This window comes from Streptomyces sp. FH025, from assembly GCF_017427025.1.
Classification (GTDB): domain Bacteria; phylum Actinomycetota; class Actinomycetes; order Streptomycetales; family Streptomycetaceae; genus Kitasatospora.
The window spans coordinates 1-12,955 of record NZ_JAFLNG010000151.1 but is presented as its reverse complement, the minus strand read 5'-3'; the positions used below and the strand labels follow the sequence as shown (position 1 = coordinate 12,955).

At 73.1% G+C, this 12,955-nt stretch carries 12 protein-coding genes; 5 read left to right on the top strand and 7 right to left on the bottom strand.

The window, feature by feature from the left end:
* Positions 1-930 (top strand): polysaccharide deacetylase family protein (locus J0670_RS13710; RefSeq protein WP_243436979.1); only part of this gene is annotated, 930 nt, incomplete at its 5' end.
* Between the two features lie 17 nt (positions 931-947).
* Here J0670_RS13710 and J0670_RS13705 read toward each other — a convergent pair.
* The 4 genes from J0670_RS13705 to J0670_RS13690 form a co-directional block, all read right to left on the bottom strand.
* Positions 948-1,379 (bottom strand): YchJ family protein, encoded by a 432-nt coding sequence (locus tag J0670_RS13705; protein WP_207811818.1) that lies wholly within the window; start codon positions 1,377-1,379, stop codon positions 948-950.
* A gap of 29 nt (positions 1,380-1,408) precedes the next feature.
* Positions 1,409-1,765 carry a hypothetical protein gene (locus J0670_RS13700; protein ID WP_207811817.1) on the bottom strand — a complete coding sequence of 119 codons (357 nt, stop codon included), beginning with the start codon at positions 1,763-1,765 and terminating at the stop codon, positions 1,409-1,411.
* Between the two features lie 72 nt (positions 1,766-1,837).
* Entirely contained in the window at positions 1,838-3,385 is a 1,548-nt protein-coding gene (locus J0670_RS13695; protein WP_207811816.1) for an FAD-dependent monooxygenase, read from the bottom strand.
* A gap of 28 nt (positions 3,386-3,413) precedes the next feature.
* Positions 3,414-4,028, bottom strand: coding sequence for a TetR family transcriptional regulator (locus tag J0670_RS13690; RefSeq protein ID WP_207811815.1), 615 nt, complete (start codon positions 4,026-4,028; stop codon positions 3,414-3,416).
* Positions 4,029-4,312: 284 nt separating this feature from the next.
* Here J0670_RS13690 and J0670_RS13685 point away from each other — a divergent pair, with 284 nt between their 5' ends.
* Complete coding sequence (locus J0670_RS13685; RefSeq protein ID WP_207811814.1) at positions 4,313-4,630, top strand: cytochrome C oxidase subunit I; 318 nt, start codon at positions 4,313-4,315, stop codon at positions 4,628-4,630.
* A 66-nt stretch (positions 4,631-4,696) separates the two neighbouring features.
* On the opposite strand, the gene J0670_RS13680 is transcribed toward J0670_RS13685, so the two are convergent.
* Positions 4,697-6,352 (bottom strand): cytochrome bc complex cytochrome b subunit, encoded by a 1,656-nt coding sequence (locus J0670_RS13680; protein ID WP_374223101.1) that lies wholly within the window; start codon positions 6,350-6,352, stop codon positions 4,697-4,699.
* Between the two features lie 374 nt (positions 6,353-6,726).
* On the opposite strand from J0670_RS13680, the gene J0670_RS13675 reads away from it, so the two are divergent.
* From J0670_RS13675 to efeB, 3 genes are all read left to right on the top strand, one after another.
* Positions 6,727-7,047: a hypothetical protein gene (locus tag J0670_RS13675; protein ID WP_207811813.1), complete on the top strand. Its 321-nt coding sequence runs from the start codon at positions 6,727-6,729 to the stop codon at positions 7,045-7,047.
* Between the two features lie 241 nt (positions 7,048-7,288).
* Entirely contained in the window at positions 7,289-9,358 is a 2,070-nt protein-coding gene (gene efeU, locus J0670_RS13670; protein ID WP_207811812.1) for an iron uptake transporter permease EfeU, read from the top strand.
* Positions 9,358-10,686: an iron uptake transporter deferrochelatase/peroxidase subunit gene (gene efeB, locus J0670_RS13665; protein WP_207811811.1), complete on the top strand. Its 1,329-nt coding sequence runs from the start codon at positions 9,358-9,360 to the stop codon at positions 10,684-10,686. Before efeU ends, efeB begins: the two co-directional genes overlap by 1 nt.
* A gap of 154 nt (positions 10,687-10,840) precedes the next feature.
* Here the strand turns inward: efeB and J0670_RS13660 are convergent, their stop codons facing one another.
* Both J0670_RS13660 and J0670_RS13655 read right to left on the bottom strand, forming a co-directional pair.
* Entirely contained in the window at positions 10,841-12,256 is a 1,416-nt protein-coding gene (locus J0670_RS13660) for an ATP-binding protein (protein WP_307806510.1), read from the bottom strand.
* Positions 12,253-12,936 (bottom strand): response regulator transcription factor, encoded by a 684-nt coding sequence (locus J0670_RS13655; protein WP_207811810.1) that lies wholly within the window; start codon positions 12,934-12,936, stop codon positions 12,253-12,255. The genes J0670_RS13660 and J0670_RS13655 overlap by 4 nt, the downstream gene beginning before the upstream one ends.
* Between the last annotated feature and the right edge of the window lie 19 nt (positions 12,937-12,955).

Here is a 12,955-nt window from a genome sequence, read left to right as displayed (position 1 = left end):
TGCCTCACCGCCGTGGTCGCGGGCTGCGCCGGGCCCACCCATCCGAGGACCACGACCGCCACCTCGGCCGGCCCGGGTGCCGGATCCGCCGTCGCGGTCGCCGCCGAGTCCGACGCCGCCGACCGCGGGGCGGCCCGCGCGCCCGCCGTGCCGGAGCTGGTGCCGGGGCTGGCCCGCCAGGAGGAGGAGAACGGCGGCGAGGCCCGCCAGGAGGCCGCCGCCAGGGCCGAGCTGGATGCCGCGCGGCGCTGGGGCCTGGAGCGCCCGCCGCTGAAGGCCCCGCCCCGCCCGGCGACCAGGCCCGTGCTCACCCCGGTGCAGGGCGTCAAGCTGAAGGACGGCCGCCCGCCCGTGGTCTTCCGGGTGCCGACCACCGACAAGGTGGTCTTCCTGACCATCGACGACGGCTACGAGAAGGACCCCGAGTTCGCCCGGATGGCCGAGGAGCTGGGGATCCCGTTCAGCGCCTTCCTCTCCGACTACCTGGTCCGCGACGACTACGACTACTTCCGCGACCTGCACAAGCACGGCGTGGAGATCAACAACCACACGATCAACCACCGCAACCTCAAGGTCCTCGACTACGAGACCCAGCGCCAGGAGATCTGCAACCAGCAGGACCAGCTGGAGCGGCAGATCGGCGTCCGCCCCCGGCTGTTCCGGCCCCCGTACGGCGAGTACAACGACAACACCCTGCGCGCGGCTGGCTCCTGCGGGGTGCAGGCGGTGCCGCTGTGGAACGAGGAGGCGTTTCCGGACCACCTGGAGTGGCGCTACGACGACCGGAAGCTGCACCCGGGCGACATCATCCTGACCCACTTCCGGGGCGTCGCCGAGTGGAAGGCCACCATGCCGGACCTGCTGCGCAGGGTGGTCAACGAGGTCACCGCGGCCGGCTTCGCGCTGGCCCGCCTGGACGACTACCTGTAGGCGGGCCGGCGGGCGCCTCAGCCGAGCGAGAGGGCGTCCAGGTACACCCAGGCGCCCTCGTGCCGGACGAACCGGCTGTGCTCGGCGAGCACGCCGTCCTCGCCGCCCTCGGTCCAGTACGCGCGGAAGGCCACCGTTCCCTCGGCGTGGAACGCGCCGCCCTCGGTGGTGGAGACCACCTCCAGCCTGGTCCAGCGCAGCGCCGGGTCGAAGTCCACCTCAGCGGGCCGGGTGTCAGGGTGCCAGGTGCGCAGCAGGTACGCCTCGTCCTGGGCGGCGAAGGCACTGAACCGGGAGCGCATCAGGGACTCGGCGCTGGTGGCCGAGGCCTGGCCGCGGTGCAGCCGGCCGCAGCAGTCGCCGTACGTGGCGGGCAGGCCGCACGGGCACGGGGAGGAGGGCAGCAGCCGGGGCGCGGCGGGGCGCGGCGCGGAACGACGTCGGGACATGCCGTCCATTGTCCCCCACCGCCGCACGCTCATGTGGCGGCCCCCGCGCTCAGCACCGCGACCAGCTCCACCAGCAGCGCCGCCACCGGTATGAGGGAGATCGCCACGCGGGCCCTCGGGAACAGCCGGGCGGCGGGCCACTGGAAGACCAGCGCGACCTGCGCCGCGATCAGGGCGAGGGTGGCGACGGCCAGGTACGGTACGGCCGGGCAGCGGTCCGAGTAGGCGCAGGGGTCGGTCGCCATCTCGCCGAGGCCCCGCAGCACGACGGCCGGCGGCAGGAGGATCAGGGCCGTCGCGGTCGAGACCAGCGGGGCGAGCCACCAGCGGCCACGGGCGGGCCTGGCCGGGGCGGCTGTGGTGCGCGCGGATTCGCTTTCGCTCATGCCGTCCATGCTCCCGACCGCCGCCGGTGCTCCGGCAGCGGTCGGGTACTCAGCCCGCCCGGGTACGGATACTCAGCCGCGTGGCGCGCCGAACCAGGTGCGCAGGGCCCGGTCCAGCCCTTCCCGGTCCGCCTCGTCCGGCCCGCACGCCCAGACGACGTATCCGTCCGGGCGCAGCAGCAGCGCCGCTGCCGGGGGCCGGTCGCAGTCGGCGGCCACGACCTCGACCCGGTCGCGCCAGCCGGCCGCGCGGTCGTCGAGGCCGAGCTTCCCGTCGGTCAGGTCGAGCAGCAACGGCCGCCCGCTTCGGGCGAGTTCGGCGTGGCGGACCGGTCCTTCGGCGGTGGTCAGCGCGAGTTCCGGCGCGAACCGCCCGGCCTGCGGGTGCGGGCAGTCGGTGTCGTAGCGCAGGTCGCTGCCGGCCATCAGCGCGGCGATCCGGGCGAGGTTGTCCTCGTAGGAGAGCAGTTCGCCGAACAGGGCGCGCAGTGCGGTGACTTCGGGGCCGGGGGCCATCAGCGCCTGCTGCGCCTGGGAGTGCATGAAGACCCGCTCGCCGATGGGGTGGCGCTCGCGGTGGTAGCTGTCGAGCAGGCCGGGCGGGGCCCAGCCCCGGAGTTCGGCGGCCAGCTTCCAGCCGAGGTTGGCGGCGTCCTGGAGGCCGAGGTTGAGGCCGGGGCCGCCGGTCGCGGCGTGCACGTGCGCGGCGTCGCCGACCAGCAGGACGCGGCCGTCGCGGTAGCGCTCGGCGAGCCGGGTGTTGTGGCCGACAGTGCGGCGTGGGGTGTACGGACCGGCGGTGCTGGCCGGGGTGAGCACGAGGTCGGCGCCGGTCACCCGGCGGATGCTGGCGCGCAGTTCGTCCAGGGTGACCGGGGTCCGCTGGTCCACCGGCGGACCGCCCCACTCCATGGTGGCGACCATGGCGGCGTCCGGGCTGAAGGGCGAGAGGACGAACACGCCGTGGTCGGTGCGGGTGTGGGTGTACGGGCGGAACGGGGTCGGGCAGCTGGGCAGCAGGACGTCGCCGTCGTCGGTGACGCGGATCCCCTCGGGCGGCCGGATGTGCGCGATGCGCGAGACCGGGTCGGGCGAGGTGACGCCGGGGAAGCCGATCCCGGCGAGCTTGCGGACGGTGCTGCGGCCGCCGTCGGCGCCGACCAGGTAGCGGGCGCGCAACCGCCCGGCGCCGTCGGGGCCTTGGAGGTCGACGGTCACGCCGGTCGCGTCCTGGGCGAGGCCGGTGACCTCGTGGTCGCGGCGCACGGTGATGCCGAGTTCGCGGGTGCGTTCCTCCAGCACCTCCTCGATCCGGTGCTGGGGTACGGGCAGGGCGTGCAGCGGGTTGTCGTCGAGCCGGTGCAGCTCCAGCGGGAAGGCGCCGAACACGAAGCGGGGCACGGGCCGTGGCGCGCCCGGGGCTCCGCTGAGCGGCTGGTGGAGGCCGCGGTGGTCGAGCAGCCGGAGCACCTGGCCGACCAGCCCGTTGGCCTTCTGCTCGCCCGAGCGCGCGGGCAATCGGTCCAGCACCACCGGCCGGACTCCGGCCAGTGCCAACTCGCAGGCCAGGAACAGCCCGACCGGGCCGGCGCCGACGATGATGACGTCGTCGTCGTTCATGAGTGATCCCCCCTCTGGGACGGTGAGTTCAGTGGGACGAAGGGTCGGGCAGCCCGGCCGCCAGCTGGCGCAGGGCCTCGGCGAGCACCGGCTGGAACGGCACCACCGGGTCCGCGGCCAGGTAGTGCTCGTTGGCGACCTGGAGTGCGGAGAGCGTGGCCGAGGCGACCAGCTTCGGGTAGAGGTCCCGGTCGGCGTCGGTCCCGGTCCGCTCGGCCACCGCCGCCGCGAGTTCGGCCCGCGTCTGCGCGCCGCCGCGGACCAACTCGGCCTGGAGCGACGGTTCGCGCAGCAGCCGCCGGATGGCGGCGGTCCAGCGCGGGTCGGGTTCCTTGGCCGCGTCGTCGAAGGGCGCGACGAGGGCCTGGGTCAGCGCCTCCCACAGCGGTTCCTCCGCCGGGCGGGCCCGCAGCGCCTCGGCGGCCTGGAGGATCCGCCCGCGGTGCCGGTGGACGATCGCCTCGGCCTTGCTGGAGAAGTAGTTGTTGTAGGTGCGCGGGGACACCCCGGCCGCGGCCGCGATGTCCTCGACCCTCACGTTCTCCAGTCCCCGTTCCGCCGCCAGGCGCAGTGCCGCCCAGCTCAGTGCCTCCCGCGTCGCGGCCTTCTTCCGTTCCCGCAGACCGGGCTGCCCGTTCGTCATGGGCACCACTGTCCCGCGAAAAGTGCGTGCCGCGCAATAGTGCGTGGCACGCAAGTTTTTGCCGGGTGCGCGGGCCGTGGCGAGCCGTCCGCCACCTGCGGTTCGTCGCTGGTAGTAGTTGCGTGGTCGCGGAGCGATCCCATCAGGAGCCCGTCCCCGCAGGTTTTCCGGCGGGACGACTCGACAGGACTTGAGGAGCGGTCATGGGTGGCAGACAGCGTCCGTCGAGAGCGCGCACCCCGCGGCGGGGCGAGCCCGTAGGCGGTGGCCGGACGAACCCCCGGGTGGAGATCGCCCGCATCGAGGGCTTCCTCGCCTGGGAGGCGGAGGTCGCGGCGGCCGAACGGGACGCGCGGGCCTTCGCCGCGCAGTTCTCCTGGCTGCCGGACGCGGAGCGGGAGGGCCTCGAACAGGCCTACGCCGCCGACCGGTTGCGCTACGCCGAGGAGGTCGTGGACCGCGCCGTCGAGCGCTGCCGCCGACTGGCCGCCCGCTACCGCGCCGAGTGCCGCCGGATCTGCGCCCGCTGGGCCGCGCTCTGCCTCTCCGTCACCCTGGTGGCGGCGCTGCTCGCCGTCCTCCCGGCCGCCCTGCGGGGCTGAGAGTCGTACGCCTGAGGGCCCGATGCGCCGTTGCCGGCGCGGCGGGCCCTCAGGCATGTGCGGGGATCAGTGGTGGCCGTGACTGCTGGCGACCTCCTTGTGCTCCTCGGCGGTGGGTTTGGGGATCTGACTGCCCTCGCCGTAGAAGCCGCGTGACAGCTTGACCCGGGCGCGGGTCAAGAAGCCGGCCTTGCGGGCCACTCCGTTCTCGTCCACCTCGGGCGGCAGGTCCGACGGCTGCGGCTGGTCGTGCGAGGTGAGGGTGTACAGCCGACCTTGCGGCAGCGGCGCGTGGATCTCGACGTACTCGCCGTGCGGCAGCCGGTTGATGACACCGGTCTCCCGGCCGTGCAGCACCTTCTCCCTGTCGCGCCGCTGCAGGCCCAGGCACCACCGCTTGGTGATCACGAAGACGATCACCGGCACGGCGAAGAAGCTGGTGCGCACCGCGTAGGTGATCGCGTTGATCGACAGGTGGAAGTGGGTCGCCAGCAGGTCGTTGCCGCCGCCGGCCAGCAGGATCAGGTAGAGGCTCACCCAGGCCGCGCCGAAGGCCGTACGGACCGGGGCGTTGCGCGGACGGTCGGCGATGTGGTGCTCGCCGCGGTCCCCGGTGACCCAGGCCTCCAGGAACGGCCAGCCCCAGATCGCCAGCAGTACGGAGGGGAAGACCATCAGCGGGATGAACACCCCGAGGTTCAGGGTGTGGCCGCCCCAGACGCTGATCTCCCAGCCGGGCATCACCCGGATCAGGCCCTCGGAGAAGCCCATGTACCAGTCCGGCTGGGCGTCCGTGGACACCTGGTCGGGCCGGTACGGGCCGTACGCCCAGATCGGGTTCACCGTGGCGATCGCCGCCATGGCCGAGACCACGCCGAAGACCAGGAAGAAGAAGCCGCCCGCCTTGGCCATGTAGACCGGCATCAGCGGCATGCCGACCACGTTCTCGTTGGTGCGGCCGGGCCCGGCGAATTGGGTGTGCTTGTGGTAGAAGACCAGGATCAGGTGCGCCACCAGCAGCCCCAGCATGATCCCCGGGATCAGCAGGACGTGGACGGTGAACAGGCGCGTGATGATGATGGTGCCCGGGAACTGGCCGCCGAAGATGAAGAACTGAAGGTAGGTGCCGACGACCGGGATGGACAGGATCGCGCCCTGCATGAAGCGGATGCCCGTGCCGGAGAGCAGGTCGTCCGGCAGCGAGTAGCCCATGAAGCCGTCGAACATGCCGAGGAACAGCAGGAGCGCGCCGAAGACCCAGTTGACCTCGCGGGGCTTGCGGAACGCACCGGTGAAGAAGACGCGCAGCATGTGCGTGAACATCGAGGCGATGAAGACGATCGCCGCCCAGTGGTGGATCTGGCGCATCAGCAGGCCGCCGCGCACCTCGAAGCTGATGTTGATGGTCGAGGCGTAGGCCTCGGACATCCGGATGCCCTTGAGGGGGACGTAGGACCCGTCGTAGACGACCTCACCCATGCTCGGGATGAAGAACATCGTCAGCCAGACGCCGGTCAGGATGATGATGACGAAGGTGTAGAGCGCGATCTCGCCCAGCATGAAGGACCAGTGGTCCGGGAAGATCTTGCGGAGGTTGGCCTTGGCGAGGGAGTAGATGCCGAGCCGGCCGTCGGTCCAGTCGGCCAGGGCCTCGCCCTTGTTCGCGGGCTCGGCGCGCGTGCTGGTCACCGGTCCCGGCTGCGACTGCTGGTCGGTTCTCACGACGGGCTCCCCGGCGTTCTCGGCGTGCCGTGGTGGAGGCCCGCCGGCGGGAACGCCGGCCGGCGGAGTGTTGTGATCATGGGACCTCTCGATACGGGCCCGCCGGTCGGACCGGCGCGCGGGACCTGGCGGTTCGCTGGGCCCGTTGCTCAGGGTGATGGAGCGCTTACTCTGTCATGCTGTCGGCAGGGGGCCGACTGTGCACGTCCATCGGGCCGTCCGGCCGCTCGTGTCGGGCCGGACGGGGGTTCCTGACGCCCGATCGGGGGCCGTCGGTCGGCGGGGCGGGGCCGGTGCTGCGGTCGGGTGCCGCTGAACCGTTTCGGCGCGCGCCGCGTCCGGAGGTCGCGCGAGGTGGGGCCTACGCTGCGCCAATGGTGGATCACCCTGAACTCCTCGAGGACGTCACCGAGGCCCTGGTCCGCGCGGGGTTCGACACCGCGCCGGGGTCCTCGCCACTGCGGATCGACCGCCACGCCGAGGGCGTGGTCGTCGGCTGGTCGCCGGGGGAGGGTGCGGACGGGCCGCCTTCCGGGTCGGCGAGGGCGGCGGTGCGCGGGGCGGTCGCGGTCGTCCTGCGCGAGCACGGCTTCCTGGTCACCGGGACGGGGGAGGGTGAACTGCTGGTGCGCTGCGCCGAACCGGTGACGGTCCCTCCGGAGCCGGAGGTCGCGCCCGAGCAGTGGTGGGGGTGACGCGGCTCTCTCCCCGGTCGCCGCGGCGCGCCGGTTTGGTGGCCGCATGGGTGTTCCCATACCGAACTCTTACCTGAACGTGGGGTGGAGTTGACCACGGCGGCTCTAAGGTTTGCCTAAGCTAAGCGAAGCGCCCTGGACCTCACTGTCCGGGGCGTTCGCCGTGCCGCGCCGCCGTCACCGTGGCGGCGCGCTCGACGACAGGTACAACCCGGGGCGGCCCGGGGGAGGAGCCCGCTGCATGTGGGATGAGGCGTTTCCCAGCTTTCTGATCGGGCTACGCGAAGGTCTGGAAGCCGGACTGATCGTGTCGATCCTGGTCGCCACGTTGGTGCGGGCCGGCCAGAAGGGCCGACTGCCCCAGGTGTGGACCGGCGTCGCGGCGGCCGTCGCACTGAGCCTCAGCTTCGGCGCGGTGCTCACCTTCACCGCCGCCAACCTCTCCGGCCACGCCCAGGAGGCGTTCGGCGGGGTGCTGAGCCTGATCGCGGTCGGCTTCGTCACCGCGATGGTCTTCTGGATGCGCCGCTCGGCGCGCACCCTCTCCGCCGACCTGAAGGAGAAGGTCCAGGCCTCGCTGGCGATGGGCGCCGGCGCGCTGGTGCTCACCAGCTTCCTCGCGGTCGCCCGCGAGGGCCTGGAGACCTCGCTCTTCCTGTGGACCAACGTGCGCACCGCCGGGGAGTCCACCGGCCCGCTGATCGGCGCCGCCGTCGGCCTGGTGCTCTCCACCGCCCTGTGCTGGGGCCTGTACCGCCGGGCACTGAAGATGAACCTCACCCGGTTCTTCGCCATCACCGGCGCCGGCCTGATCGTCGTCGCCGCGGGCGTGCTCGGTTACGGCCTGCGCGACCTCCAGGAGTCCGGACTGGTCGGCGGCGGCAGCACCTACGCCTTCGACCTGAGCGCCCACCTGGACGCCTCGTCCTGGTACGCCACGCTGGTCCAGGGCACGCTCAACCTGACCGTCACCATGACGGTCCTGCAGGTCGTCGGCTACGTCGCCTACCTGGGCATCGTGATGACCCTCTTCATCGAGGGCGTCCGCGGAGGCAAGGCCGCGCCGGCCCCGGCCGCCGCGAAGTCGGAAGCCGCCGCGAAGTCGGAGCCCGCCGCGGAGGCCACCGGGGCGAAGGCCGAGCCGGCGCCCGCCGGCCGTCCGCGCTGGGTGCTGCCGACCGCGGCGGTCGCCGTCCCGGTCGTGCTGGCCGGCGTGGTCATCGCGGTCAGCGGGGGCAAGCAGGACAGCTCGGGCACCGTCGCCGTCTCCGAGCAGGAGTGCGGCAAGGGCTTCAGCGCCCCGCAGCCGGGACAGCAGGTGTTCCAGATGCACAACACCGGCGACAAGGTCTCCGAGGTCTACCTGGTCAACCCGGGCACCGGGGCCGTCTACGGCGAGATCGAGGGCCTGGCACCCGGCACCACCCGCGCCCTGACCGCCACCATCGGCTCTGGCGACTACGCCTGGCGCTGCGTGCCCACCGGCGGCAAGTCCGTCACCTCCGCCTCCGTGCACGTCAGCGGCGGTGCCGAGGTCAAGGCCGTCCAGCCGGTCTCCGAGGACGACCTCAAGGGCCCGCTCGACAGCTACAAGGACTACGTCAACCAGGGCCTCGCCACCCTGATGACGCAGACCCAGAAGATCCAGGCCGACGTCCACGCCGGCGACCTCGCCACCGCCAAGGCCGACTGGCTCACCGCCCACGTGCAGTACGCCTCGCTCGGCGCGGCCTACGGCACCTTCGCCGACCTCGACAAGAAGATCGACGGCCGCCCCGACGGCTTCGCCGACAAGGCCCAGGACAAGGACTTCACCGGCTTCCTGCGCCTGGAGTACGGCCTCTGGCACGGCCAGTCCGCCGACGAGCTGACCCCCGTCGCCGACGAACTCGCCCAGAACGTCGCCAAGCTGGTGCACGACTTCCCCACCCAGGACTTCAAGCCGGGTGACCTGCCGCTGCGCGCCCACGAGATCCTGGAGAACACCCTCCAGTTCGAACTGACCGGCGACACCGACATGGGCAGCGGCACCAACCTGGCCACCGTCCAGGCCAACCTGACCGGCACCCAGGAACTGCTGACCCTGCTGCAGCCGCTGCTCGACGCGCGAGACCCGCAGGTGCTGGTCCGGGTCAACGCCGGGATGAAGCGGGTCGGCGACCTGGTCGCCGCCACCCGCACCGCGGACGGCTGGACCCCGCTGGACAAGCTGCCCGCCGACGCCCGCCGCCAGCTCAACGGCGCCACCGGCCAGCTGCTCGAAGACCTCTCGCCCATCCCCGCCCTCCTCGAGATCCGGAAGGCCGCCTGATGACCGACCACACCGCAGCCACCGGGTCCTGCCCGTTCCCGCACGCCGCCGCTGCCGCTCCTGCCGCCGTCGAGCAGGGCGGTTGCCCGGCCGGACCGGCCCGGCGCAGCTTCGTCCGGGCCGCGCTCGGTGCCGGCGCCGGGGCCGCCGTACTGGCCGGCGGGGCCTTCACCCTGGGGGCCGGCCCGGCCGCCGCCGGGGACAGCCACCAGCCGCAGACCGGAGCCGTACCGTTCCACGGCGACCACCAGGCCGGCATCACCACCGCCGCACCGGCCTTCGCGGCCTTCGTCTCCTGCCAGGTCATCGCCCAGGACCGCAAGGGCCTGGAGGACCTGTTCAAGACCCTGACCGAGCGCATCCGCTTCCTCACCGCCGGCGGCACCCCGCCCGACCTCGGCGTCGGCGCGCCGCCCTCCGACAGCGGCATCCTCGGCCCCACGGTGGCCACCGACAACCTCACCGTCACCGTCGGCGTCGGCGCCTCGCTCTTCGACGACCGCTACGGGCTGGCCAAGGTCAAGCCGGTCAAGCTGACGCCGATGAAGACCTTCCCCAACGACAACCTGCAGGCCGGCGAACTGCACGGCGACCTCTCGCTGCAGATCTGCGCCGACCGGCAGGACACCGTGCTGCACGCGCTGCGTGACATCACCCGGCACACCCGCGGCGCGATGCAGATCCTCTGGCGCATCGACGGCTTCCAGAACCAGTCCCGCCCGGACGGCGCCCAGCGCAACCTGCTCGGCTTCAAGGACGGCATCGCCAACCCGGACACCACCTCCTCCCGCGAGATGGACCGGCTGATCTGGGTGACCGACGGCCTGGGCGAGCCCGCCTGGGCGACCGGCGGCAGCTACCAGGTGATCCGGATCATCCGGATGCTGATCGAGTTCTGGGACCGCGTCACGCTCGCCGAGCAGGAGAAGATGTTCGGCCGCCGCCGTGACACCGGCGCGCCGCTGGACGGCCACCAGGAGACCGACGCACCGGACTACGGCAAGGACCCGGACGGCAAGGCGATCCCGCTCGACGCGCACATCCGCCTCGCCAACCCGCGCACCGCCGACACCGACACCTCGCGCATCCTGCGCCGCGGCTTCAACTACGACCGGGGCATGGACAAGGCCGGCAACCTGGACATGGGCCTGGCGTTCTGCTGCTACCAGCAGGACGTGGTGCGGCAGTTCGAGGCCACCCAGACCCGGCTGATCGACGAGCCGCTGGTGGACTACATCTCGCCGACCGGCGGTGGGTACTTCTTCGTCCTGCCGGGCGTGAAGGACAACGCCGACTGGCTCGGCCGGGGGCTGCTGGCCGCCGTCTGAGGGTGATGTCCAGGGCGGGCCCGGTGCTTCGGCGCACCGGGTCCGTCCGGCGTTCCGGCTGGTGTTCCGACTGCCGACCGTCCTCTCAGCCGGCGAGGGCGAAGTCGATCGTCCGGTGAGGGTGAAGCCGATCAGTCGGTGAGGGTGAAGCCGATCAGCCCGCGAGGGTGAAGCCGATCACCGCGCCGCCGCCCTCGCGGTTGGCGGCGAAGGCGGTGCCGCCGTGCGAGTGGGCCACCTCGGCCACGATGGCCAGCCCCAGGCCCGACCCGGGCAGGCTGCGCGCGGCGGTGGCCCGGTAGAAGCGGTCGAAGACCCGGTCGAGGTCGGCCGCGTCGATGCCCGGGCCGCGGTCGCGCACCTCGACCCGCGGGCCGCGCACCACCACCTCGATCGGGGATGTCCCGGCCGGGTCGAACTTGGCGGCGTTTTCCAGCAGATTGCCCACCGCGCGGGCCAGCGCGTCCGGACGGGCGGTGACGACGGTGTCGTCCGCGTCCACGGCTATCTCCCGGTCGCTGCGCCGCCGGGCCCGGGCGGCGGCCTCCCGGACCAGTTCGGCCAGCACCACCTCGACCGGCTCCTCGTCCGCCTTGCGGTCCGCCGCGAGCGCCACCAGCTCCTCCACCAGCTGGGTCAACCCCCGTGCCTCCTCGGTCAGATCGGCCAGCAGCGCGGTGCGTTCGGCGGGCGGCAGCCGGTCCATGCTGGGCAGCACCGCGAGGTTGGTGCGCAGGCTGGTCAGCGGGGTGCGCAGCTCGTGCCCGGCGTCCTGGACGAGTCGGCGCTGGTTCTCCTTGGCGGTGGCCAGCCGGACCAGCATCCGGTCGAAGGCGCGGCCGAGCCGGCCCACCTCGTCCGTCCCCGAGGCGGGCACCGGGACGTCCAGGCGGCCGCTGGCGGCGACCAGTTCGGCCGCGTCGGTGAGCCGGACCAGCCGGCCGGTGATCCGCCCGGCGACCAGCCAGCCGGCCGCACCCGCGATCAGCACCACGGCGGCCACCACGGCCACCATCCGCTCGCGCAGCATCCGCAACAGCTCCTCGATGTCGCCGAGTTGCTGCACGATCTGGACGGCGCCCCGGCCCTCGCCGAGCGAGACCACGCCCACCCGGCAGGTGTTGCCGTCGATCCGGCGCACGCCGGTCACCGTCCGTCCGGCCTCGGCGGCGCGGGCGAGCTCGCGGTCGTCCCGGGTGGTCGGCAGGGCGAGGTGGGCGGTGCCCGGGAGGACGGCCCCGTTGGGGTCGAGGGCCTGCGCGGTGACCCGGATCGGGTGCAGCAGCTGCTCGCCCAGCCCGCTCGGATCGCTGAAGTCCCCCGGGAACAGCTTCTGGCGGTCGACCTGGCCGCTCACCGCCCGGACGGCCGAGGTGAAGTCGTCCATCTCGTCGTCCTGGATCAGCCGGGCGGCGGCGTGGTAGCCGAGCGTGCCGATGAGCACCGCGACCAGGGCGGCCATCGCGGCGAAGGCGAGCGAGAGGGTGGTGCGCAGGCCCGGGCGCGGCAGCCGGGGGCGCAGACGGGCCGGGCCGGTCGGGCGCGGGGGCTGCGCCGGGCGGCCGGTCACGGCTCGCGCAGCGTGTAGCCGACGCCGCGGACGGTGTGGATCAGCGGGGGCAGGCCGGGGCGGTCGAGCTTGCGGCGCAGGTAGCCGATGAACACCGCGAGGTTCTTGGAGCCGGGGCCGAAGTCGTAGCCCCAGATCCGCTCGTACAGCGTGGTCTGGTCGAGCACCGCGCCGGCGTGCCGGGCGAGCAGCTCCAGCAGGTCGAACTCGGTGCGGGACAGCTCCAGTTCCCGGCCGGCCCGCCAGGCCCGGCGGGCGGGCGGCTCGACCCGGAGGTCGGCGACGGTCAGCACGTTCGACGCGGGCCCGGGCGGCGGGCTGCGGCGCAGCAGGGCGCGCAGGCGGGCGAACAGCTCCGCCACGTCGAAGGGCTTGACCAGGTAGTCGTCGGCCCCGGCGTCCAGGCCGGCGATCCGGTCCGGGACCTCGACCCGGGCGGTCAGCATCAGCACCGGGGTGCGGTCGCCCGCGGCGCGCAGCCGGCGGCAGACCTCCAGGCCGTCGGGCTCGGGCATCATCACGTCGAGCACCAGGACGTCGGGGCGCTGCTCGGCGAGGACGGCGAGGGTCTGGGTGCCGTCGGCGGCGATCCGTACCCGGTAGCCCTCCAGGGTCAGGGCGCGGGTGAGCGAGTCGCGGATGGCGCGGTCGTCCTCGGCGATCAGCACGGTGTGGCTCATGGGGGAGATTCTCCCCGGC

Coding starts and splice junctions, on each gene's coding strand:
- J0670_RS13700 (WP_207811817.1), bottom strand. CDS start 1,765: ATGAGCGAAAGCGAATCCGCGCGCACCACAGCCGCCCCGGCCAGGCCC.
- J0670_RS13705 (WP_207811818.1), bottom strand. CDS start 1,379: ATGTCCCGACGTCGTTCCGCGCCGCGCCCCGCCGCGCCCCGGCTGCTG.
- efeB (WP_207811811.1), top strand. CDS start 9,358: ATGACCGACCACACCGCAGCCACCGGGTCCTGCCCGTTCCCGCACGCC.
- J0670_RS13695 (WP_207811816.1), bottom strand. CDS start 3,385: ATGAACGACGACGACGTCATCATCGTCGGCGCCGGCCCGGTCGGGCTG.
- J0670_RS13655 (WP_207811810.1), bottom strand. CDS start 12,936: ATGAGCCACACCGTGCTGATCGCCGAGGACGACCGCGCCATCCGCGAC.
- J0670_RS13675 (WP_207811813.1), top strand. CDS start 6,727: ATGGTGGATCACCCTGAACTCCTCGAGGACGTCACCGAGGCCCTGGTC.
- efeU (WP_207811812.1), top strand. CDS start 7,289: ATGTGGGATGAGGCGTTTCCCAGCTTTCTGATCGGGCTACGCGAAGGT.
- J0670_RS13690 (WP_207811815.1), bottom strand. CDS start 4,028: ATGACGAACGGGCAGCCCGGTCTGCGGGAACGGAAGAAGGCCGCGACG.